This window comes from Pseudoalteromonas sp. J2K-J031 (genome assembly GCF_058197095.2).
In genome coordinates this window covers 217,121-238,557 of record NZ_CM200279.1, presented here as the reverse complement: position 1 = coordinate 238,557, position 21,437 = coordinate 217,121, and the positions used below count along the sequence as shown (strand labels likewise).

Sequence of the window (21,437 nt, the reverse complement as noted above, 5' to 3'; positions counted from 1 at the left end):
ATCTAATATACTAAATTTAGTCAACCGTTTTAACTCACGCACTTAAGGACTCACCATGAATATAAATGATGCTCTTCGCCTCATAGCCGGTTTTATGATCATAGTTTCGGTTTTATTAAGTTACTTTGTTCATCCATACTGGACTTTTTTCACCCTATTTATCGCTTTAAACTTAATCCAATCGGCATTTTCAAAATGGTGCCCTATGATTAGTTTATTACGCTCACTTGGTTTAAAGGACTAATTATGTTGATGTCGATACCCGATCTAATTACTGAAGTTTCAGCCCATATTCGTAAAATAAGCGCTGTAGATGCGAAAGCAGAGATGCTTGAAAATCATGGTTTACTCATTGATGTACGCGAGCCTGCTGAGCACGCTGCAATGCCTGCACATGGCGCGATTAATATTCCACGCGGTTTGTTAGAAATGAAATTACTAGAGATTGAAAAAGATGAAACGCGGCCAATTTATTTACACTGCGCCACGGCTGCTCGGGCAACCCTCAGTGCAGAGCAACTAAAACGAATTGGTTATGAAAATGTCACCGTTATTACGTGCAAAGCACCCATTATTCAAGCGGCATATCAACCCAACTAAAGTAGATTGCTTTATTTTTACCAATAAAAAAGCCAAAGTCGTCACTTTGGCTTTTTTGTTTTTTAAACTAATTATGCCTTATTTGGCACAATTTGAATTTCTACACGGCGGTTTAATGCACGACCTGAGCTTGTTTCGTTGCTCGCAATAGGACGAGACTCACCCCAACCTTGCGTACTCAAGCGCACATCTAAAATTTGCTTGTTTAATAAATAATTTTTAACACTTAATGCACGCTGCTCAGATAGGCTTTGGTTATATTCCGCTTTACCTGTGCTATCGGTGTGACCTTCGATGCTTAAAAATGTTTTTTCGTATTTATTCATTACTTTAGCAATTGCATCTAACGTATCGTGAAAACCGGTTGAAATATAAGATTGATCTGTCGCAAAAGTAATATTAGACGGCATAACCAAGCGTAAATTGTCGCCCTCACGCACCACTTCTACACCAGAACCAGCAAGTTCATCACGAAATGCCTGCTCTTGCTTATCCATGTAAGTGCCCACAGCTGCACCTGCAATGGCGCCAATTGCAGCTCCATAAATCAAACGCTTATCTTTATGGTTGCTGGTTGATTTTCCAATCACAGCTCCAGCAACAGCCCCTATGGCAGCCCCCTTTTCAGCGTTAGTAGCCGCACAACCAGATAAAAATAAAGGAATAATGACGCTAGGAATAATAATTTTTTTGAATGTATGAAGATGAAAAGCCATAGTAAGAAACCTAATGTTGCATTGTGAATTTTAAACTATACCGTGCCATCGGCACCGTTAATGTCATTGAGTGTACCAACAAAAACTGAATGGTAAATGAAGCAATACGACACAAAGTATAACTTAATTAGTCTTTGAACGAATGGCCGGTAGATGATAACGCTTTAAAATCTCGTCAAATTTACCTTCTTCAGCCAATCGCTTGTAGGTCGCCTTAAATTTGTCGGCTAAGGAAGTTTGCGCAAATTGCTTTGAAATGACGACATGCCCCATAATTTCATCGGTATAACGATATTCTAATTTTTTTAATCGAGCCGATGGTTGATTTAAAATTCCCATGCGTTGATCAGCGGTAACTTCAACTGAAATAGCCAAATCCACACGCCCTTTTAATAACATTTCCACCACAATTCGCTCAGTATCCACTTCAACTTTATTTAACATTGGGTCGTTATCAAACTTTGAAAAATACGCAGCGCCACGCATCACAGCAATGCGCTTATCAACTAACTCTTCGTAATTTTGGACACTAATGTTGCTATTATTGAGGGCATAAAAAACAAATGATGAATGTAAAACCATGTAAGCAGGGCGAAGAAAATCAAAATCTTCTGCACGTTCAGGCGTATCAATAAGTTCTCCCAAAACATCGACCTTACCTTCTTTAACCATTTTCAAACAACGAGTAAAAGGGCATGGGATAATTTGTAAAGAAAAGTCTAGTTCTGCCGCCATCATATCGAGCACTTCAATCAATAATCCATTTGGACGAGTGGTATTGTCGACATAAGAATACGGTGGGGAGTGGAAGATTCCTAATGTAACTCGAGAAGCGGGGTTCTCTTGGGCACTTGCAGATAGCGCATATAAACCAAGCATTGCACTTACAATGAGCTGTACATGTTTGATTGTTTTTTTCACTCATACCACCTGAAGTTTAGTCGAGCAAAAATTCCATTTCTTGCAACATTACCCATCTATTTCATTCTAATATAATAAAGTGACTTTGTCTTGAAGGTCAAAAAATCTCATATTAGTCACTTTTTAATAACAAATTAAAAAAAATCAATTATCATACAACTGCATTTAATTCACGCAGGCCATATTATGACCTATCTCAATATATTGATGACTTTTTTAAAACTAGGCTGCACCAGTTTTGGTGGCCCAGCTGCACATTTGGGTTACTTTCAACGAGTGTTTGTTGAACAAAAAAAATGGTTAACACCCGAAGAGTATGCTCAGTTAATTGCATTTAGCCAATTCTTGCCAGGCCCAAGCTCAAGCCAAGTTGGATTTGCGATTGGCCATCAACGTGCTGGTATTGGTGGCGCTATCGCTGCTTTTATTGGTTTTACGTTACCTTCATTTATCTTACTTTATTTACTCGCCATACTTCCCGATACAGATAATCAATACGTAAATGCCGCTACTTTTGGATTAAAACTTTTCGCCGTAGTCGTTGTATTAGATGCTGTCATCTCGATGGCAAAAAGTTTTTGCACCAGCAAACTAACAGCCATTACTTGCTTAAGTAGCGCAGCACTCGTATTACTGATTCCGCATGTTTACACCCAATTACTGGTTATTATCAGCGCCATAATTATTGGCTTACTGATGAGCAAATCTCAAACACACTCAATAGTGAAAATCACCAGACCTAAACGCATTCCTGCACTGCTGTTTATTAGCGCTGTGATTATTGCACTTTTCGCGCAGGGTGAAATAGCGCAAACATTTAGCGCTTTTTTTTACGCTGGCTCACTCGTATTTGGCGGTGGTCATGTTGTGCTGAGCTTATTACAAAATATGTTACCTCACTTCAATTCAGATCAGTTTTTATTAGGGTATGCTGCCGCGCAATCAGTACCTGGGCCTATGTTTACTTTCGCAACTTATTTAGGTGCAGCAGCTCACCCGCATAATCCATTGCTTTTTGCCACAATAGCAACTGCGGCCATTTTTTTACCTGGTTTTTTATTATTACTGACGCTAAAAGACAGTTGGACGGCTTTAGCGACTCATCCCCGATTTAGCAAAGCGCTCATCCTCATTAACGCATCTGTAGTCGGCTTTTTATTGGCGGCTCTTTATCAGCCGATATTCACCAGCTCAGTGCACCAACCAACTGACCTAGCGATTGTTTTAATTGGTTTTATTTGTTTACGATTTTTAAAAATGAAAATACTGTTTTTGGTACTGGCCTTTGTTACACTAGGTCTTTTATTGCACTAAATAACAACAATAAAGCAGTAAATATTTAGGAATCTATGTGTTTAAATTAATCCGCCAGCATCGGGTTTTAATCTGCGTGCAAGTATCACTGATACTGCTACTTGCACTTACTACAATCGGGATCCCTAACTCACTCACTGAAATTGAAAGTGATAAATGCATTCATTTCGTTCATCAATTCGTGCAAATTGTTTTTTTACCCTGTTTGCTTATTTATTTTCCGATTAATTATCTATTGTATCGAAAAAATAATAGCCGCAAGCGCATTTATTTATTGTCATTAGCATTTGGTTTTTTAGCGGGTTTAGGTAGCGCCACTTATACCCACACAGCGAGCTCTCCAGGCTCATTTTTGCTCAAATTAGAAAGTGAAAAGCAAACAGCAGACAGCTCAAAACAACAAAATCAGCCCAAAGAGAATACAACGATTGAAGGCCAGGATGATAATTCAGTCTCGTTTGGCATTCATTTAAATGGTGCTAGAAGTGGCTATAAAGACTCTACAGGTTTAGGGATCTTTTTTGCAGAAACGTTTGTTCATGGTTTGTTTTATTGCTTGCTCGCATTGATATTACTTCAATATCAAGCACTTACTCACAAGCGAGAGCTCAAAAATCAGTTAAAAAAGCAACAGCTCGACATTTTAACCTATCAACTTAACCCTCATTTTTTATTCAATTCGCTCAACAGTATTCGCGGCATGCTCTATGAAGATGCCCACGAAGCCAAAACTCTTCTACAACAGTTTAGAGCGTTATTTAGGCATCACTTTGAAAATAAACAACACTTACAAACTCTTGAGCAAGAAATTGAGCTCTGCCAGCTTTATTTAGAGTTAGAAAAGGTACGCTTTGAAGAGCGCTTGGAGCTTGTTTGGCTAGTCGATCAAAAGGCCCTCGCTGCAATTATACCTTGTATGAGCTTGTTTACTTTTGTTGAAAATGCGATAAAACATGGGATAACACCGCTCATTTACGGTGGCAAAATCACCATTCGCGCCCGAGTTTACCGAGGTAAATTCACCTTAGAAGTCACCAACCCAATTAAACCAAATCATCAAGCCGACGGCACTAAAACAGGGCTTGCCAATTTATCACAACGCTTAGAACTGATATATGGTAAACACAGCCAGCTTTCATCACACATTGTGAATGGTTCGAGTTACCAAGTCACCTTAGTGATCCCTTTTACGGCAAAAAAAACATGACTAAAATGACCGATTACTGGCTTGCACAAGCCGTTATTTTTTTACTTGTTTGTACATTTCCACTCATCGCTTTAGCCGTGGTCGAGCCGAGTAAAATATTCATTTATACCCATGATTGGGTCATGTTCGTCTGTATTTCGATGGCATGCTGGCATTTTGTTGCCCGCAATATTATTAAAAAAATAGCCCATCGCCATGTCATTTCTTTTTTTGTTGCTGTCACACTAACGACTATTGCAGCCTTATTGCCAATCCATTTATTAACCATAATTTGGGAGGCGGATTTAAAAGAAAGAGATAAACTATTTTCTTCGTTATTTGGCTTTAATCTATTGCTCAATATTATTTGGGTTATTGGCTATCGCTTAGCGCTCAGTGCTCGCGAACGCAGTCGTCTTGAATATGAATATCAAGAGCAAAGCCTTAAGTTATTAACGCAACAAATTCAGCCCGAGTTGCTCTATCAAAGTTTAGATAACATTGAAAATTTAATTGATAAGGATAGAGATGCTGCTTGTGATGCAATTACCGATTTAGCTGAACTCTTGCGCTACAAACTCAAAGCAAGCAAGCAAAGTTCGGTACTCCTAAAAGATGAGCTTCATGCTGTTCATTTTATGCAACATCTTGCCAACGCTGGTGAGATTATCATCCCCGATATTGCAGATGAATTACTCGAGGATATCGAAGTCCCCCCGCTGTGTGTTTATCATTTATGTTATTTGCTCAATCGCAAAGTTGACCAACCCATTTCCATTGGATTTGAGCGCAATGAAACACATTGGAGTTTAACTGTCAGTGGTGTATACAACTACCCCAGAGTGATTAAACGCAAGCTCACTAAACAGTACCCAAACTACTTTAATCACAATGCAACCCTAGATTATGCCGATCACACTGTTTATCTTAGCGCCGCGATTGAGCAGACAAAGTCCCACTAATGTGTTGATAAGGTGACAATTTAAATAGCGGCAATACAGCCAGATAATGATCCGTAATATCAGCCTGAAGATGCTCATAAGGGATCCAGCGCTGGTCTTCGCTAAAACAGTAATACTCGATTGGTAATCCGGTTGCAGTCGGTTGCAACTCTCGCACCATCAGTGTCATGCTATGATTTAACTGAGGATGCACTTTAAGATAAAATTCGGCATAACGACGAAACAAACTAATGTTAGTAAAACCGCTTAAATCCTCGGTGTTTTTATCAAAGTAAGTTTTTAGTGCCGGATGCTGCTCAAGGGCTTGTAATGTTTCAGGTTCTAGCAACCTCACACTGTGCATATCAATATTTAACGCGCGTTTAATTCGACGCCCACCCGACTCTTGCATACCTCGCCAATTTTTAAACGATTGGGCAATTAACGCATAAGTAGGAATGCTCGTAATGGTTTTATCCCAATTGCGAACTTTAACTATGTTTAAGCCTAAATCCTCCACTTCACCATCGGCTCCATATTGATCCATTTGGATCCAATCTCCATAAGTCACTAACCGATTCGCTGCAATTTGAATGCTAGCAACAAAGCCTAAAATAGTGTCTTTAAAAACCAAAAGGAGTACAGCCGCTAACGCACCAAAACCCGATAGAATATAGGCTGGCGATTTATCCAGCACTAAACTCACCAGTAAGACACTGATCACAATGAAAGTTACAAGTTTTACAAGTTGAATAAGCCCCTGAATAGGAACATCTTTTGCGAAAGTGAACTGGTTGTATATACCACCTGAAATACTGACGATAGAACTAAAAATCAAACCACCAAAAATTAAAATGAGACATTGCGCGAACGCTCTTAGGCCACTTAACACGAAATCATTAAACGGATAAATTAAATCTAACGTGCTTACAAACACGATACAACACAACATAATAGCCAGCCGACCATTGAACTTATCAAGTAATACGCTCAAGCTGCCAGCTGTAGTTGGGGAGAAGTAAATCACAAGCTTTTGAATAGAAGGTAAAAATAATTGCTTTGCAAAGAGATACAGCAGCAATAACGTCACTATCCCTATTGTAGTTGCACTAATTTGTGCAAACAACACCGCTTGCTTTAATGGTAAAAACCATTCGACAAGCGTTGTGGTTAACTGACTCATTATCACCCCTTTAAATTGTGCTTTTATCCATAAATGCATTAAATGATGTACGCTGTTGCTGCTTCATCAAGCCTATTTTTTGGTCTTTTGCTAACCAGATTTGATTCAACTGCTGCTGAAAACTAAAACGAAATGCGCGATCAGTTTGATAATCCCCCATCAACTCAGGTGCAATCGCAATGACCTCAATATCAATTGCAATGTGGGTCAGCTCTCCAGTAAAAAAATCTTTGAGAATAGACTCTGAACTACCTGTATATACAATCGAAGTATTCAACATAGCATCAAATTGTTGCCCTAATACTTCAATGGCAAATGCGATTCCGCCGGCCTTTGGTTTTAATAAATGTTGATATTCACTTTGCTGACTTTGGTGTTTTTCTTTACTAAAACGCGACCCTTCAACAAAGTTAATAATTGTGGTTGGGTGGGTGCGAAAATGAGCGCAACTTTTTTTAGTACGCGCAACATCCATCCCTTTTAACTTTGGGTTTGCCGCTAATTTTGCTTTACTGACTCGCTTCATAAACGGCATATCCATCGCCCATGCGCCCATGCCAACAAAAGGCACAAACTTAAGCTCATCTTTTAAAAAGAATTTTGGTGCTGGTAATTGTCCAAGCGCCGTAAGCAATACGATATCTAAACTCGACTGATGATTTGCGATGAGTAAATACCAACCGTCTTGCTTCAAATCACCGTTTACTTTTAATTCAAGCTTCGGGCACGCTAAGTAAATCGCGAAACGATTACCTAAACACCATCCTTTATACGCTTTGTGTAAAATCAGGCCAACCGGTTTTATCGGTAAAACAAGTTTCAATAAACCTAAACTAAAAACAATCAGACCCCAAAAAATTAGGTTACTCACTAATACTGCCAATACCAACGGCGCTAACAGCCAACTTGGTAATACGCGACTTAGCATTAAGCTTGCTTCCTTGTTGAAAGCAATTCAAGTTGTTGATCTTTTTCAAGCCACAATTGGTTTAACTCGTTTTGAAATTGAATGCGAAACTCGTTGTCATTAGTGTAGTCACCAATAAAATGTTGTGAAACAGGCATAACATTAACCGCAACTTGCACCGCTTTGACACGGCCCGCTAAAAAATCGACAAAGGTCGGGATCCCTTGTGGATAATGAATTGTAATATTTACGACCTGCGCCAGTTGCTCACCCATCGCCTGCATGACAAAGGCTACGCCACCTGCTTTAGGTTTTAATAAATAATTAAATGGGCTGTTTTGTCTTTGGTGTTTTTGCGGTGTAAAACGGGTGCCCTCAACAAAATTGACGATACTAACAGGCATTTCTTTAAATTTCTCACAGGCTTTACGGGTAGTTTCCATATCTTTACCTCGCAGTGCTGGGTTCTTTTTGAGTTGCGCTTTATTAGTGCGCTTCATGAACGGAAAATCAAGCGCCCACCACGCTAAACCCAAAAATGGCACATAAATAAGCTCTTGCTTTAAAAAGAAGTTTAAAAATGGAATACGTTTATTTAATAAGCGCTGCATCACCAAAATATCAACCCAACTTTGATGATTAGCAATAACCAAATACCAGTCTTTTTTCTTGAGCGCTTCAAGGCCTGTCACTTCAAGTTTAAAAGGAGTTAATATATTTTGAATCGCAGTATTACAGCTTACCCAAAAACCAGCGCAAGTCTTCGCAACCCAACTCATCGCTTTTTGCCATGGTTTTAACGGGAGTAATTTTAATACACCACACACAAAAATTGGACCAACCCAAATAAGTGTATTTAATGCATATAAGCTTCCGGCTAGGATAATTCTAAAAATGGAGACCACACCAGTCACAACTCACTCCTTAGTAAGGTAATGCTATATTAGCAATATTAAAAACAGCTCATTATACTCAGATTAAGGTAAAATGCGAGTTCAAACATAGTGCAAAAAAAACCGAACACCTTCTTAAATAACGCTAAAATTCATTAGGTTAGATTAAATATTGTATAGCATTAAACTATTAAATCTGATTGCTTCTTATCAATAAAAACATTCGGCTAGCATATTAACTTGCGCCCTCACTCCAATTTTGTTCACCTTTTAAAAAAGATACTACAGTTAATGTCATTAAATAGGTTGAGCTCACCGCCTTGCGCTGGCAAAATTGCGACTATTTTTACCTTTATCATAGTGAAAATCATATGACTAACTTAGATCAAACAGCCTGGTTTACTGAAGTAAGTGACCGTGATGGCAGTGCGTTTTCTTTACGCATCAATAGAAAACTTGAAGAGAAACAATCGCCATTTCAAAAGGTTGAAATGTATGAGACCACAGATTTTGGTAATTTAATGATTATTGATGGTTGCACCATGGTGACAACCCGTGAAAACTTTTTTTATCATGAAATGATCAGCCACCCTGCACTTTATAGCCATACCAACCCAAAGAATGTAGTGATAATTGGCGGCGGTGATTGTGGTACTTTGCGTGAAGTATTAAAGCACTCAGGGGTTGAAACAGTACATCAAATTGATATTGATGAAGTTGTAACTGAAATGGCGCTTAAATATTTTCCAGAATTATGTGAGTCAAATAATGACCCTCGCGCCACCGTTATGTTTGACGACGGTATAAAATTTATGGCTGATGCTGCACCTGAATCAATCGATATTATTATCGTTGATGGCACTGATCCTGTAGGTCCAGGTGAAGGCTTATTTAACCACGCGTTTTACACCAGCTGTTTAAAAGCCCTACGCTCAGGTGGCATCTTAGTTCAACAAAGTGAATCGCCATTGATGCATATGCCATTACTAGTTGAAATGCGCGATGCAATGCGCGATGTGGGATTTGCAGATTTACAAACCTTACCTTTTCCACAACCGATTTACCCTTCAGGTTTATGGTCTGTTACTCTGGCTCGTAAAGATGATGTTTTTACAGGTTTTCGTCAGCAAGATGCAAATAACGCCCATTTTGAAACCGAGTACTACAACTGCGGCATTCACTTAGGCGCACTTGCAACACCTAACTTTATGAAGCGGGCATTTAATACCAATCGTAATAAATAACTGATCACCCTAGCTTGTTAAAACACTCGATAACTTCGTTAGATTTTTTGATTGTAGAATAACTACTTATCGAAAAAATCTGCCTTGTTCCCAAGCGTTTTTCCTACGCTATTTTTGATCACTTACTTATCGTGATTGGTATAATAAATCTTAATATTAAATGCCTGAATAAAAAATGCAGCTCTAGCTGCATTTTTATGGTGTTTCATTATTTTTAACGCCAATCAAACAACTTTTAATGATTAAAAGCGATATTGCAAATTAGCCAAAGACTGACGCTGGCGTTCATGCTGTGGCCATTGCCATAAATCACGATTTGCGACAAAACTTTTTGCCACACTGAACTCTAAACCCACCTGCCACTGCTCGGTAACATCAAAACGCCACGCAATTGTAAGCCCATCACCATCACTGTCGTTAGGGTCCCACAACCAAGCATCACGCTCAATCACATTAAATTTATCATATCGTAAGCTCAACCTATGGGCTAAATACTGATACGAAACCAACGCAAAATAAGCATTAAAATCAACATCTACCCCTCGTTTAGGTCCCATCGCAGTGTTGCCATGTAGCGCCTGAGAAATAAAACGCCATTGTTGATCAAACTTATATTGCCACGCTAATGATACGAACTTTGTATCCCATGCATACTGGCCTGTAGATTGATTTAAAACACTCGGATCTCCGTTATTATCATAAAGATACAAACGCAATTGCGACTGTTTATAATAATCCCAATGTAATCCAACATAATAGCCAAATCGCCCATCAATCTCTTCAAATGGCCTAACATTACTCGCTTGAAAACGCAGTGGAGTACCTGAAAAACTTGGTAAATTAGCAAAAGGCACTAATTCATTTAAGCTGGTTTGGCGGTCATGCAAAGCAAACCCACGCCAAGCTAATAAAGTACCAGCGGGATCATTAGCTTTAAATACCGATGCAACGGCATTAAAACTATGCGCAGTGTTAAACAAACGCCCAGGCCGACTGACTGATAATTCTAATCCTATGGTTTTTATTTCCTCGCCTAACCATGAGTTTATTGCCGAATTTGTATAGGTATAAGGCGATGTCCACCCTAAATCAGGATTTTCAAGCGACATTTTTGGATAAAATAAACCTGCTTGAATTTGCCATTTATAAGCACTGGGCACTATTGGTTTGTATTTAAAGTACGCTTGGGTGAAACCAATGCTCTGTTCTGGCTGTTGGTTGTAATTAACAACAGCTGTAAAACTCACTTCATCCGCAAGTTCTTGCTCAAGGTTTAAAATACCTTGAGCAAACGTTACGCCATCATTAGTTGTATCATACTGGTAAATCCCAGCGCCTTTATTGAGCCAAGAGTTCGGCTTTGAACCTTTAACCGCATGAACTTGAACTAACCCTTTAAGCTCAGCAGCAAAGCTCAACCAAGGTATGAAACAACTCACCACTAAAACAATATATTTAATCATGTGAGACCTCTTGAGATATTAATTGCCGCAAATTATCGGGATCCCACCACGTCATAAAATTTTCAGCCGTCATCGGCTTGGCGATAAAATATCCTTGAGCCACATCACAGCCAAATCCGGTTAATTTCTTGAGCGTGAGTAAATCCTCTACTCCCTCAGCAACCACACTGAGCCCTAAATTATGTGCAAGCTCAACGGTAGACTTAACGATAACTTCATCATCTTCATCGTTGTTTAAATCAAGTACAAAAGATTTATCAATTTTGAGCTCATCAAGGGGCATTTTTTTAAGTTGCGCCATGGAGGAAAACCCAGTACCAAAATCATCAATTGAAAGCTTAATACCCATTTGGTTTAACATGCATAAAGCCTGAAGCGCCTGCTCAGGCTCAGCCATGACTGCACTTTCTGTTACTTCTAACTTTAATGAATGGGGCGATAAACTATGAAAGCTCATTAACTGTGCAACAAGGGCTGGAAGCTTCAAATCAATCAGGTCTACTGCTGAAATATTCACCGCCATTTGCAAATCAATCCCTTGCTTTAACCAGCTTTTATGTTGTGCTAGCGCGGTTTTTATCGCCCATTCAGTTAAAGCTCGAATATGGCCGCTTTGTTCAGCTAAGGGAATAAATTCATCAGGTTGAATAAAGCCATGTTCAGGGTGATGCCAGCGCACTAAGCACTCGACGCTAATTATTTTTTGCTGCGCTATGCCAAGCTTTGGTTGATAAAATAACTCAAGTTGATTATCTAAAATTGCTGCTCTTAATTCGGACATCAGGCTCAAGCGCAGTAATGAATGTTTATTTAAATTTGAGTGATAACACAGATAATGAACATGCTTTTCTTTACAAGCATGCATTGCAATATCAGAGCATTGCAATAACTGAGCAGCGTTATCTGCATCATGGGGGAAAACCGACACACCAATACTAGCATCAATATCCAAAGTAATATCATCAACTACAAAAGCAAAGCCAAATAACTTTTCAAATTGTTGCAACACACTATCAAGCTCTGCACTGTTAATGTTGGGCAAAATCAACCCAAACTCGTCAGCGGTAAAATGCGCTAAAAAAACACCTGGGTAAATAAAGGTTTTTAGCCGTTTTGCAATAACCATTAATAACTTGTCGCCAAATTCATGGCCTAACGTGTCGTTAACTTCCTTAAAACGGTCAATATCAAGCTGTAAAATTATTAACTTTGAAACTGAACGTTTGTGCTCTTGTAATGTCAATTCCAACGTCGAGTAAAACTGATTGCGATTAGGCAATTTGGTTAAGGTATCAAAATAGGCTAATTGGTTAATTTGCGCCTCACGCTCTTGAATGCTGTGTTGCATGGTATTTAATGCTTGCGACAACGACTCAACCTCAAGCGTAGATGAATGGGGTATATCGTTAACATAATTACCTAAACGAATATTTTCAGCAATTTTTGCCAGTGAGCGAAGCGGCTTTGTTACGCCCTTTGATACAAAAAAAGCCGCCAAAAAAGACACAATCACCGACAAAACAATAATGCCCATCAATTCAACAATTAATGCATTAAAAGATAAAAAAGCTTTTTGCTTATCTGTTGATAATAAAACATAAAGCTGGGTTTTATTTACATAACCTAGCGGAAATATTCCTGCAACAAGCACATGTTCCCCTACTGTCACCTCTTGCATATTGGCCGCAAAAACATGTTTGTTTTGCGATAATGCTTGAAAATCATTGAGCGCAAGGGTTGATGCAACAAACTCTGGCTGCTCAGGGTTAACAAGTAAACTCACATTAAAACCCGATAATTCCACCAAACTTTGATCAATCAAATGGTTTATGTTTATCCCCATCACCAGCCAAGCATTGATACTGTTGGTACTTTCGACATATTTAACCGGCGCCACTTTCATTAGGTAATAACCATCACTAAAGGCTAATAATCGAATATCGTGATCACTAAAAGGCGTTAAATCAAAATCAAATACCACCTGCTGAGAAAGCTCAGTGGTACCGGCTATAATTTGCTGGTCGGCATTTAAAACCAAAGCAAAATCACTATTCAAACGCCTTTTATGATTCAATAATGCCGACTCTAACGAAGCTGGATCTTGCTCACCACTGGCAATTAATTGCTTAACTGAAAAATCTTTAGCCAACGTTGTTAACGAGCGCAATAAAACATTTGCATCGGCCACTAATTTAAATCGCACTACTTTGGCCGAAGTAGCCATACGTTGATCAAGCTGCTGACGTGAGTGCTGATAGTTTTGACTAAGCACTGTACTCATTGATAACAACAATACTGCTATCAATAAGCTTATAAATAATAAAAGAATTTTGCTTTGCAGTGTGCTAAATGTATTAATCATATTCATCAAACTTATCGGTATTACCAAAACCACCTAAATCAGGGAGTAATGGTTGGCTGATAATGACTTCTACTTGCTTATCTTGATTAATAATATGCTGCTGAGGTTGGTTTTTTTGTTTAAATCTTGGATGCCAAAGATATAAAGTACCCGCAACATCAGGAAGTTCAAGAGAAACATGGCCTTGCGCGTCCGTTTTGCCAATGACAGAGCTATCTGCCACTAAAATATAGCCCAACATCCAATCATGAATGTTACAACCAAGCTCAACCACCCCTGGTTTGTCAAACACTAAGGGTTGATGGCTAACGCCTTGATATAACTTCAACTCAAATGGCTTCGCTGCCGAAAATGAATAAACGTGATGCTTGATAGAGTCTGAATTAGGAAATGCAACTTTACCGCCGCTTGGCACGGCTAAGACATAAGGGGCAAATTGTTTATTTTGTTGATCCATTATATAAATGGTTTCATTTTCGCTGTTAGGATGGGTTTTGCTTTGATCATTACTGATATACCACACAATGGTATCGGGCATTGGTTTCAACTCAGAGTCTTTAACTTGTATAGACAAGGCGTGAACAAGACTCCCTGACGTCATCAAATAACACGATAGCACTAAAGATAAAAGCCGATGCATAAAGATCCTTTTTTAATCATTAAACGAAAAAATGGCGGAAATTATTTTAAATAAGCCTATTAATTAATAGTTCAATATCAGCGAATAACCAATCGCTTAACCAAAGAGCCACTGAATAAAGACCTTTCACTTCTCAGAATAATTTCAATTTAAAACAATGCACTAGTGTATTTACCGTCAATACCTACATTAAAAGCCATTTCCCCATGTGTTGCTAATCGTTCACGACTATTATTTGACCTAGACCAAGCCTACCATTTAGTTTTTTCAATAAAAAAGGCCCGCATCGCTTAATGCAGGCCTTTTATCAAAAACGCATAATATTTATTTTGTAGAGTGCAGCTCTGTTACCATTTCAATACCTTGACCGGTAATATCGGCACTAGTATACAACTGCATGTTTAAATCTTTTAAGGCAGCTAACTCAGGTGGTACTTCCTCATTCGATTGTTCAAGAAACGAAAAGAGCGTACCAAAAAAAGCTTGGTAATCCATCGCAAAATTAGTAAAACCATTTGCCGTCAACGCTTCTTGGCTTAAGCTTTCAGCTAATTTTTCGGCTTTCTTACCCGCAAAAAGAGCTAAATGATCACCTTTAGCAGCCAACTGGATTGAATCAGCCAAATCAAATGGTAAATCAAGGTAATCCCCCAGAATCACACTTGAACCATCGGCTGGTAACGAAACCCCCATCAACGGCGCATAAAATCCTTTAACACTATTAAATAACGCAACTGGGTTTGCAGCAGAAACGGTAACAAGCGCATCAAGCACTTCGAGTTTCGGCTCGGTTTGTTGCTGACTTAATTTTAAATCAAGTAGCGAAGCGCTAACGCCTTTTACACCCGTAGCCATACTTGTCATCATAGTTAGCATGATTGGATTACTTTGTTTTACTTGCTGCTGCAGCTCAACCAAAGGCTGGCATGTGTATTTAGCCTCTGTAAATTCAGTCCAGATATTGGTAATGGCAGGCGATATTTTAGCTACATCAATACCAAATGCCGTGCTAAATATTTTTTCTTGTGCTGATTGAGTAAAACTTGGTAAAAAGCCTCGAATTGTTGATAACTCTTTTAAGATTGAACTGTTACTTTCAATCACCATTTTAGTTTTTATTGCCACTTCACCCGCTTCAATCAATAACTTCTGAGAACCTAATACCGTTCGCGGCCAATGACTAGCAATTGCAGCAAAATCAGCTTGGCAAGCCGGAGTTCTAAATTCAACCATCTCAGCATCAAGTTGATTTTGAGTTACTTTATTGAGCATTTGGCTAAAAGCACCGACATCCTTTCCGGTTAAACCATTAATCAACACTTCATGATTAACAAAGCCAATGCTTTTACCATCTAGCTGATGACGATTTGCCAAAGTCTGAAGCGTATCAGTTTGCCCCAATGATGACCGTGGTTTTTCAAGCGCTAACGCCTGTAATAAGTCAGCCTCTTCATTAAAACTACTATTAAATGTTACTGTGACCCAACCATTTTGTACCGCAACAACCAATTCTAATAACTGCCCTGAATCATTGGCGAGTTCGTACTTAACAACGTCCAAACCTTGGATATTTTCTTTTTTACCTACTAAGCCAGACTCTTTTTCAGCATTAGCAAACATTTGCCACAAGGCATCTGGTTTTGCAATTTCATAACGCAAAACTGGTAGTAAGCCAACGGTATAAAACAAACCTTTTACATCATCGTTTAAACCAAAAGTAGTGGTAAACGCTTGTGGACTTGCCAATGCTTGTGAGTATTGCTGCATCAAACTCGCAAAAAATATTCCGGCAGGCTCTTTCGTCTCAAGCAGGTCGTGTTCTAGCGCTGCACGCTGCGATTCTGTTTGGCCAACATTTAAAAAAGATAAATAATTTTTAATTGGGAAAGCGTGTAGCTGACCAAAAAATAACAAAGTATCCGCAGGGACAAACGCCAATTCGTTCATTGCAGGTATCTGCACTGCGCCTTGAGGCTCAGATTGTTGTTGATAAAGGTAGGTAGTAACGCCTGCAGTAATTATTGCTGTCGCAATGAGTGCTTTTTTCATTATAAGTTTAAACTCCATTTAACATGTGCATGAACTATAAACAAATTTCAAGCCCATGTCCCACAATCTCAAACTCTTGGAGCTAACTTTTTTGTAAAAAAAAGCCAGCAGTGCTGGCTTAAATACTTAAGGGTTATTCAGGGATATCTGCAAAACTGAGTTAGCTAAATCAAATGCTCTCTCTCTGTTTGAGCTAAATATAACGCCAAAATATGAAAGATTTATGACGTAAAGGTCGTATATCAGTATTTCTTAACTTAAATACATAAACACTTAATGTTTTACTCATAATTAAAATAAAAATACCGAAAAAAAATAGACTGCCAGTAAAGAAAGCATCAAAAATACAACTCAAATAAAGATCACCTTCTGATAGACGCTAGAATTTAAAATTAACTTTCCTCTTAAAATCAATAAGATGAACGAAGAATAAATCGCAGCAGCGGTAAGATCGCAAAACAACAAGATCTAAATGATAATTATTATCAAAAAAGTGTTGACGAATAATTAAATCTACATGATAATCAATCTCAACAAGACGGAAGCACTGCTTATTTCGACACTGGATACCCATCTTTCTCGACCCTGAAAGACGTCTAACAGTACGTTAACTGATTTGGCCACCGTAGCCTTTGTCTCTATCGCCCCTGAGCCATAAATTACGGTGGCCAACCTTACCAATTTACTTGCTACATTGCTCATATCGGTGACGGTAGATATGAAACCAAAAAGCCCTTACGGGCTTTTTTTATTGCTACTAATTAGCGTTTAACATTTGATTTTATTTAAATTATTGCAGTGGCTTTAGTTCGTTTAAAGCGAGCTGGGCTTTTTTCAGCCAAGCATTATGAATATTTTTGAGCACACTTGCAGCTGCATGCCCTTGTGTTGCGGGGCCATGCATAGTTGCAATAAGTTGCACGGGCAATAGGGCTAAGCGCTCTGTGATCTGGCTTATGCCCGCACCATGAGTAATAAAATTTCCCTGTTCCATAAAACTAAGCATCTGTTGGCTTAAATCTTCTTCTACCGTAGGTGGGTGAATTCCGCCTAAGCTACAGTAATCAGAACTAAATAAACATTGTAGCTGCTGGCAATACCATAAATGGCCATCCCAATTATGAGGAAAGTGCGCCGTTTCAAGTAAGGTTAATTGATACTCGCCAAGCGATAAAGAATCGCCATCTTTGAGCACTTTAGGGGGGCTGGGCAACATTTCATTTAATGAAATAGCAGCTACTTTATTGCATACCACTTGGCAATCTGGATACAAAGCCAATAAGGCATCAAGCGCACCGCACTCATCCGCTTCAACATGAGAAAACAAAAGGTAATCAAGCGTGTGGCCCGACAAAACCAGTTGCATTAAATCCAGCAACGTCTGAAATTGCGATGGTTTTCCTGTGTGGATTAATGCGGTTTTATCACCCACTAGCAGATAACAATTAAACGCAAACTGGGCGTTAGATGCTGTGGTAAATTGCCACAAATTTGCTGCTATTTGTGTACTTCTGGCGAGTAACATCGGATTTTCGTCTTTAACTAACAAATGCTAACAACCTAATTCTTTAATTTTTTTGCGCAGTAACTCTACCATATTGGCATCAAGCGTTTGAGCCACTTGATTCATTTTTGTCATTTCAGCCTCAATGGCCGCACATTGTTGTTTGTTAGTAAATTTTGGAGTATTGGTAGAAGCGCCTTCTAAGTCACCTCCCTCTTCCTTACCATCATCTTCTGGTCCAGACATTTCATCAATAACACTTGCCGAGACAGGATCCGCTATATTTTCCTTTCTTAGGATGACTTTTTGCGCTGTTTGGTTGTGAGGACGATCTGAATAATGCACCACCCCCTTCGCATCCACCCATTTGTAAATATCTGCCGCAGCGACATTAAAGTTACTGAACATCATTGCACACACAAACATCACAACTTGAGCTGCTCTGATCATGTTTCATTCCTTAAAAAGAAGATTAGGTTAAATTAGCTCAAGGCTGCAGATGCTGCACGCAGACAACATCAAAAGCGTACGACTAACGTCTATTTTTTCTTGCTCGTGCACGACGATCTTTTTTCTCTTGCTCTTTTGCAGCAAGCTTAAGTTGTGCTTCAATCCGTAATTGCTCAACCACAAGCTCTTCGGCATCACGCATTGTCGGTGTTTCCATGGTAATTCTACCAATCACACCATCACGTAGTTCATTAATCAAAATTTCAGACATTTTATGTGTATCGATTTGATTTCCTTGGCGAATACAACCACGTTTTTTACCCGCCAATTCCATAAATTGCCAATCTTGCTCTGGTAACTCATCAATTTTATAACGCTGTTGTAGTAACTTCGGGTAGCTTTTTAATAAGTACTCAGCGGTATAACTTGCAACGTCTTCATACTCAATTGCAGTATCACGAATAGCGCCTGTCGCAGCTAAACGATAGCCTGAGTTTTCATTTTCTACTTTTGGCCACAGCATGCCTGGCGTATCGTAAAGCATGATGCCATCTTCAAGTTTGATACGTTGCTGCGCTTTGGTGACCGCTGGTTCATTCCCCGTTTTGGCTACAATACGGCCTGCAAGTGTATTAATCAAGGTTGATTTGCCAACATTGGGGATCCCCATGATCATGGCTTTAATTTGTTTATCAGGCCCAACTTTGTGAGGCACGAGCTTTTTACATAACTCATTAATTTTGTGTACTTCAGCAGCCTTATCATTACCAAAAGCAATGGCTCTTACGCCATTTTCTTGCTCAAAATAGCTCATCCAAGCAGAAGTCATCACGGGGTCGGCTAAGTCTGCTTTGTTCAAAATTTTTATAACTGGTTTATCAGCACGTAATGCCGTTACCATTGGATTTTCACTACTGTAAGGAATACGCGCATCCAATACTTCGATAATCACGTCCATTTGTGGCATGACTTCTTTTATTTCGTTACGGGCCTTGTTCATGTGGCCTGGGAACCATTGGATCGCCATTTTTTACTCCTCACTATCATTAAGCCGGTTATTTTAGCTGCCCTAAGCGCGCTGCGTCACTAATATTCAGATATACTGGGCAAAATTTTTTAGTTAGTACTCAAATATGGCCCTTAAAGCAACGATAATCAAAGCGCTTGTCACCGTGAGCGACATGGATAGACACGTTTATCAAGACCTCAACTTAACCATAGCTCAGCACCCATCTGAAACAGAACAACGATTAATGATCCGTGTTTTAGCCTATGCCCTTAACACCTGTGAACATTTAGAGTTTACAAAAGGTTTATGTGCTGATGATGAGCCCGAAATTTGGGCTAAAAATTACAGTGGTGAAATTGAGCTGTGGGTAGAACTGGGCCTACCTGAAGAAAAACGCTTGAAAAAAGCGGTCGGACGCGCCAAAAAAGTCCGTTTATATACCTATGGTGAAGGCGCACAAGATATTTGGTGGCAAAAAAATGCCAGCAAACTCTCTCAATTAAAAAACCTAGAAATTTTTTCACTGCCTTCACAGGCGACTCAACAAATTGCAGCCCTTGCAGCGCGAAGCATGCAACTTAACATTACAATACAAGACGGTGATGTGTGGCTGTCAGATGCCAATAACAGTGTCGAAATAAAACCCGTTCAATTACTGTAATCGCACCCAATGCAACCCCAGAGTTTGGATAAGAAACATGTCTTATCCAAATCAGAACGCTTTTTTATAAACAACATTTACAGCGATAGAACCGGCGAAACCACTGGCCAACCGAAATATGGAGTGCTGCTACCAAGCTGAAAAATACCATAACACGCCAAAGCAACCGCCAAAATATTCAGCCCCATCAACAAGCTCAATTTTACCAAACCAAACCGCGCTTTAAGCAAGCGCAGCTTTAACTGACGATAATAACTGCCAAGCACCCAATAAATCGCCACAATAAACCCAACCGTCGCCAGCACCAAAAACAACATTAAGCCTGTGGCTTCACCATAATGAACATAACGCATTAAATCAGCCCACCAAGCTAATCCCACAACCTGCTCAGGTTTAATATGGCGTAATAATTCACCCGTAAACGCATTAAAATGTAACTGCTCGGCACGGTAATAAACCAGAGCTTGTTCGCTTTGCAGTAACACTGAAAATGTTCCCGTATTGCTTGATGGGTAACTCATCGAGCGAATAGCCCGTTTGGGCACAATTTCTTCTACTTGCTGCATAAGCTGACTTAATGGCAGTGCCACTTCGCGCACTTGACCATCGGATTTTGGTAAATTTGGATAAACCGACACCTTGCTTTGCCACAAAACGCCTTCAATAAAAAACCAACTAGCACTGATGGCGATTAATAACGTCAAAGGAGCGCACCATGCCATAACCACTTGATGCAACGACCGTTTAGAGCTAGTTTTAAACTGCCATAAACTCAAAAAACGATGGCGATACTGATAAAAACTCAAACAAATAACCAGCAGCATTAAAGGCCCAATCGCCAACAACCAAATACTTAAACCACTGACTTGACTTAAATTGCGATGAAATCGCCCTACTTTATAAAGCCAATCAGCTTGGCGCTGTTCTCCCAATACCTGCAAGGTATTACGGTCGAAAAAAACCTCTACTTTCTGAGCTGCACTGCTTGGAGTTTTAGCCTGCATTAAACTGACTTTACCCACTAAATACGCTTCAGGCTCAATAGAAACATTATAAATTTGCATGCCAGGATAGTGCGCGGTTAAATTCGACTCAAGCTTTTGCCAATTAAGAGGTTGCTGATTAAGAGCCGACTGATATTGCCCCAAAAACACCGCACGAAGTGGTGCCTCAATCAAACATATCAAGCCACTTAAACTAAATATCAGAAAAAAAACACTCAGCTGAAAGCCTAACCATTGATGTAACCCCAAAGGCTTACAGCGCTTAAGTACTGAGAAAAAAGACATTCGAAGACGCATCGCAGACAAAACTATTCCATTGATTTTTAGCAAAAAAGCAATTGTAACAATTTCAGAGACAGTAAATCACACAATTTTTAACAACAGAATATG

General features: G+C 39.3%; 20 protein-coding genes. 7 read left to right on the top strand and 13 right to left on the bottom strand.

The features are described from left to right. The first annotated feature begins 55 nt into the window (after positions 1–55). Both AC3KZC_RS01110 and AC3KZC_RS01105 read left to right on the top strand, forming a co-directional pair. Complete coding sequence (locus AC3KZC_RS01110; protein ID WP_490578274.1) at positions 56–244, top strand: YgaP family membrane protein; 189 nt, start codon at positions 56–58, stop codon at positions 242–244. Between the two features lie 2 nt (positions 245–246). Next, positions 247–600, top strand: coding sequence for a rhodanese-like domain-containing protein (locus tag AC3KZC_RS01105; RefSeq protein WP_490578275.1), 354 nt, complete (start codon positions 247–249; stop codon positions 598–600). 71 nt (positions 601–671) lie between these two features. Here AC3KZC_RS01105 and AC3KZC_RS01100 read toward each other — a convergent pair whose 3' ends face one another. Together AC3KZC_RS01100 and AC3KZC_RS01095 are read right to left on the bottom strand one after the other, a co-directional pair. Beyond that, positions 672–1,316 (bottom strand): YiaD family glycine zipper/OmpA-like lipoprotein, encoded by a 645-nt coding sequence (locus AC3KZC_RS01100; RefSeq protein ID WP_490578276.1) that lies wholly within the window; start codon positions 1,314–1,316, stop codon positions 672–674. A gap of 123 nt (positions 1,317–1,439) precedes the next feature. Beyond that, positions 1,440–2,237 carry a substrate-binding periplasmic protein gene (locus tag AC3KZC_RS01095; protein ID WP_490578277.1) on the bottom strand — a complete coding sequence of 266 codons (798 nt, stop codon included), beginning with the start codon at positions 2,235–2,237 and terminating at the stop codon, positions 1,440–1,442. A gap of 186 nt (positions 2,238–2,423) precedes the next feature. On the opposite strand from AC3KZC_RS01095, the gene chrA reads away from it, so the two are divergent. From chrA to AC3KZC_RS01080, 3 genes are read left to right on the top strand one after another with little or no spacing between them, the layout of a single operon-like run. Continuing rightward, positions 2,424–3,551 carry a chromate efflux transporter gene (gene chrA / locus AC3KZC_RS01090; RefSeq protein WP_490578278.1) on the top strand — a complete coding sequence of 376 codons (1,128 nt, stop codon included), beginning with the start codon at positions 2,424–2,426 and terminating at the stop codon, positions 3,549–3,551. A 37-nt stretch (positions 3,552–3,588) separates the two neighbouring features. After that, positions 3,589–4,758 carry a sensor histidine kinase gene (locus tag AC3KZC_RS01085; RefSeq protein WP_490578279.1) on the top strand — a complete coding sequence of 390 codons (1,170 nt, stop codon included), beginning with the start codon at positions 3,589–3,591 and terminating at the stop codon, positions 4,756–4,758. Continuing rightward, positions 4,755–5,699, top strand: coding sequence for a histidine kinase (locus AC3KZC_RS01080; protein ID WP_490578280.1), 945 nt, complete (start codon positions 4,755–4,757; stop codon positions 5,697–5,699). The genes AC3KZC_RS01085 and AC3KZC_RS01080 overlap by 4 nt, the downstream gene beginning before the upstream one ends. Here the strand turns inward: AC3KZC_RS01080 and AC3KZC_RS01075 are convergent. Genes AC3KZC_RS01075 through yihG (AC3KZC_RS01065) form a run of 3 tightly spaced genes read right to left on the bottom strand, consistent with a single transcriptional unit; the run spans position 5,665 to position 8,682 of the window. Further along, positions 5,665–6,861, bottom strand: coding sequence for a mechanosensitive ion channel family protein (locus AC3KZC_RS01075; protein ID WP_490578281.1), 1,197 nt, complete (start codon positions 6,859–6,861; stop codon positions 5,665–5,667). The genes AC3KZC_RS01080 and AC3KZC_RS01075 overlap by 35 nt on opposite strands. Before the next feature lie 10 nt (positions 6,862–6,871). Next, the gene (yihG, locus tag AC3KZC_RS01070) at positions 6,872–7,789 is read right to left on the bottom strand and encodes a 1-acylglycerol-3-phosphate O-acyltransferase, YihG family (RefSeq protein ID WP_490578282.1); all 918 of its coding nucleotides are present in this window, start codon (positions 7,787–7,789) and stop codon (positions 6,872–6,874) included. Next, positions 7,789–8,682, bottom strand: coding sequence for a 1-acylglycerol-3-phosphate O-acyltransferase, YihG family (gene yihG / locus AC3KZC_RS01065; RefSeq protein WP_490578283.1), 894 nt, complete (start codon positions 8,680–8,682; stop codon positions 7,789–7,791). Before yihG (AC3KZC_RS01065) ends, yihG (AC3KZC_RS01070) begins: the two co-directional genes overlap by 1 nt. Positions 8,683–9,032: 350 nt before the next feature. Between yihG (AC3KZC_RS01065) and speE the strand changes: the two genes are divergently transcribed. Beyond that, on the top strand, positions 9,033–9,905 hold the full coding sequence (gene speE, locus AC3KZC_RS01060) for a polyamine aminopropyltransferase (protein ID WP_490578284.1): 873 nt from the start codon (positions 9,033–9,035) through the stop codon (positions 9,903–9,905). Positions 9,906–10,147: 242 nt separating this feature from the next. On the opposite strand, the gene AC3KZC_RS01055 is transcribed toward speE, so the two are convergent. The 7 genes from AC3KZC_RS01055 to ylqF all read right to left on the bottom strand — a co-directional run bounded on the left by AC3KZC_RS01055 (position 10,148) and on the right by ylqF (position 19,400). Continuing rightward, positions 10,148–11,368, bottom strand: coding sequence for a hypothetical protein (locus tag AC3KZC_RS01055; protein WP_490578285.1), 1,221 nt, complete (start codon positions 11,366–11,368; stop codon positions 10,148–10,150). Next, positions 11,361–13,730: an EAL domain-containing protein gene (locus AC3KZC_RS01050; protein WP_518525903.1), complete on the bottom strand. Its 2,370-nt coding sequence runs from the start codon at positions 13,728–13,730 to the stop codon at positions 11,361–11,363. Before AC3KZC_RS01050 ends, AC3KZC_RS01055 begins: the two co-directional genes overlap by 8 nt. Next, complete coding sequence (locus AC3KZC_RS01045) at positions 13,723–14,370, bottom strand: methylamine utilization protein (RefSeq protein ID WP_490578287.1); 648 nt, start codon at positions 14,368–14,370, stop codon at positions 13,723–13,725. Before AC3KZC_RS01045 ends, AC3KZC_RS01050 begins: the two co-directional genes overlap by 8 nt. Positions 14,371–14,694: 324 nt before the next feature. Then, positions 14,695–16,419, bottom strand: a complete 1,725-nt coding sequence (locus AC3KZC_RS01040; RefSeq protein ID WP_490578288.1) for a hypothetical protein — start codon at positions 16,417–16,419, stop codon at positions 14,695–14,697. 790 nt (positions 16,420–17,209) lie between these two features. Beyond that, complete coding sequence (locus tag AC3KZC_RS01035) at positions 17,210–17,968, bottom strand: oxygen-binding di-iron domain-containing protein (protein ID WP_490578289.1); 759 nt, start codon at positions 17,966–17,968, stop codon at positions 17,210–17,212. 3 nt (positions 17,969–17,971) lie between these two features. After that, positions 17,972–18,373, bottom strand: a complete 402-nt coding sequence (locus AC3KZC_RS01030) for a DUF4124 domain-containing protein (protein WP_490578290.1) — start codon at positions 18,371–18,373, stop codon at positions 17,972–17,974. An 82-nt stretch (positions 18,374–18,455) separates the two neighbouring features. Then, positions 18,456–19,400 carry a ribosome biogenesis GTPase YlqF gene (ylqF, locus tag AC3KZC_RS01025; RefSeq protein WP_490578291.1) on the bottom strand — a complete coding sequence of 315 codons (945 nt, stop codon included), beginning with the start codon at positions 19,398–19,400 and terminating at the stop codon, positions 18,456–18,458. 106 nt (positions 19,401–19,506) lie between these two features. Between ylqF and AC3KZC_RS01020 the strand changes: the two genes are divergently transcribed. Then, positions 19,507–20,043 (top strand): YaeQ family protein, encoded by a 537-nt coding sequence (locus AC3KZC_RS01020; protein ID WP_490578292.1) that lies wholly within the window; start codon positions 19,507–19,509, stop codon positions 20,041–20,043. 77 nt (positions 20,044–20,120) lie between these two features. On the opposite strand, the gene AC3KZC_RS01015 is transcribed toward AC3KZC_RS01020, so the two are convergent. After that, positions 20,121–21,344: a PepSY-associated TM helix domain-containing protein gene (locus tag AC3KZC_RS01015; RefSeq protein WP_490578363.1), complete on the bottom strand. Its 1,224-nt coding sequence runs from the start codon at positions 21,342–21,344 to the stop codon at positions 20,121–20,123. Between the last annotated feature and the right edge of the window lie 93 nt (positions 21,345–21,437).

Excerpts from the sequence above, each read along its gene's own strand:
- AC3KZC_RS01045 (WP_490578287.1), bottom strand. The coding sequence starts at position 14,370 with ATGCATCGGCTTTTATCTTTAGTGCTATCGTGTTATTTGATGACGTCA.
- AC3KZC_RS01020 (WP_490578292.1), top strand. The coding sequence starts at position 19,507 with ATGGCCCTTAAAGCAACGATAATCAAAGCGCTTGTCACCGTGAGCGAC.
- AC3KZC_RS01030 (WP_490578290.1), bottom strand. The coding sequence starts at position 18,373 with ATGATCAGAGCAGCTCAAGTTGTGATGTTTGTGTGTGCAATGATGTTC.
- AC3KZC_RS01050 (WP_518525903.1), bottom strand. The coding sequence starts at position 13,730 with ATGATTAATACATTTAGCACACTGCAAAGCAAAATTCTTTTATTATTT.
- AC3KZC_RS01100 (WP_490578276.1), bottom strand. The coding sequence starts at position 1,316 with ATGGCTTTTCATCTTCATACATTCAAAAAAATTATTATTCCTAGCGTC.
- AC3KZC_RS01105 (WP_490578275.1), top strand. The coding sequence starts at position 247 with ATGTTGATGTCGATACCCGATCTAATTACTGAAGTTTCAGCCCATATT.
- ylqF (WP_490578291.1), bottom strand. The coding sequence starts at position 19,400 with ATGGCGATCCAATGGTTCCCAGGCCACATGAACAAGGCCCGTAACGAA.
- chrA (WP_490578278.1), top strand. The coding sequence starts at position 2,424 with ATGACCTATCTCAATATATTGATGACTTTTTTAAAACTAGGCTGCACC.
- AC3KZC_RS01055 (WP_490578285.1), bottom strand. The coding sequence starts at position 11,368 with ATGATTAAATATATTGTTTTAGTGGTGAGTTGTTTCATACCTTGGTTG.
- AC3KZC_RS01110 (WP_490578274.1), top strand. The coding sequence starts at position 56 with ATGAATATAAATGATGCTCTTCGCCTCATAGCCGGTTTTATGATCATA.
- AC3KZC_RS01015 (WP_490578363.1), bottom strand. The coding sequence starts at position 21,344 with ATGCGTCTTCGAATGTCTTTTTTCTCAGTACTTAAGCGCTGTAAGCCT.
- yihG (WP_490578282.1), bottom strand. The coding sequence starts at position 7,789 with ATGCTAAGTCGCGTATTACCAAGTTGGCTGTTAGCGCCGTTGGTATTG.
- AC3KZC_RS01040 (WP_490578288.1), bottom strand. The coding sequence starts at position 16,419 with ATGAAAAAAGCACTCATTGCGACAGCAATAATTACTGCAGGCGTTACT.
- AC3KZC_RS01080 (WP_490578280.1), top strand. The coding sequence starts at position 4,755 with ATGACTAAAATGACCGATTACTGGCTTGCACAAGCCGTTATTTTTTTA.
- AC3KZC_RS01075 (WP_490578281.1), bottom strand. The coding sequence starts at position 6,861 with ATGAGTCAGTTAACCACAACGCTTGTCGAATGGTTTTTACCATTAAAG.
- speE (WP_490578284.1), top strand. The coding sequence starts at position 9,033 with ATGACTAACTTAGATCAAACAGCCTGGTTTACTGAAGTAAGTGACCGT.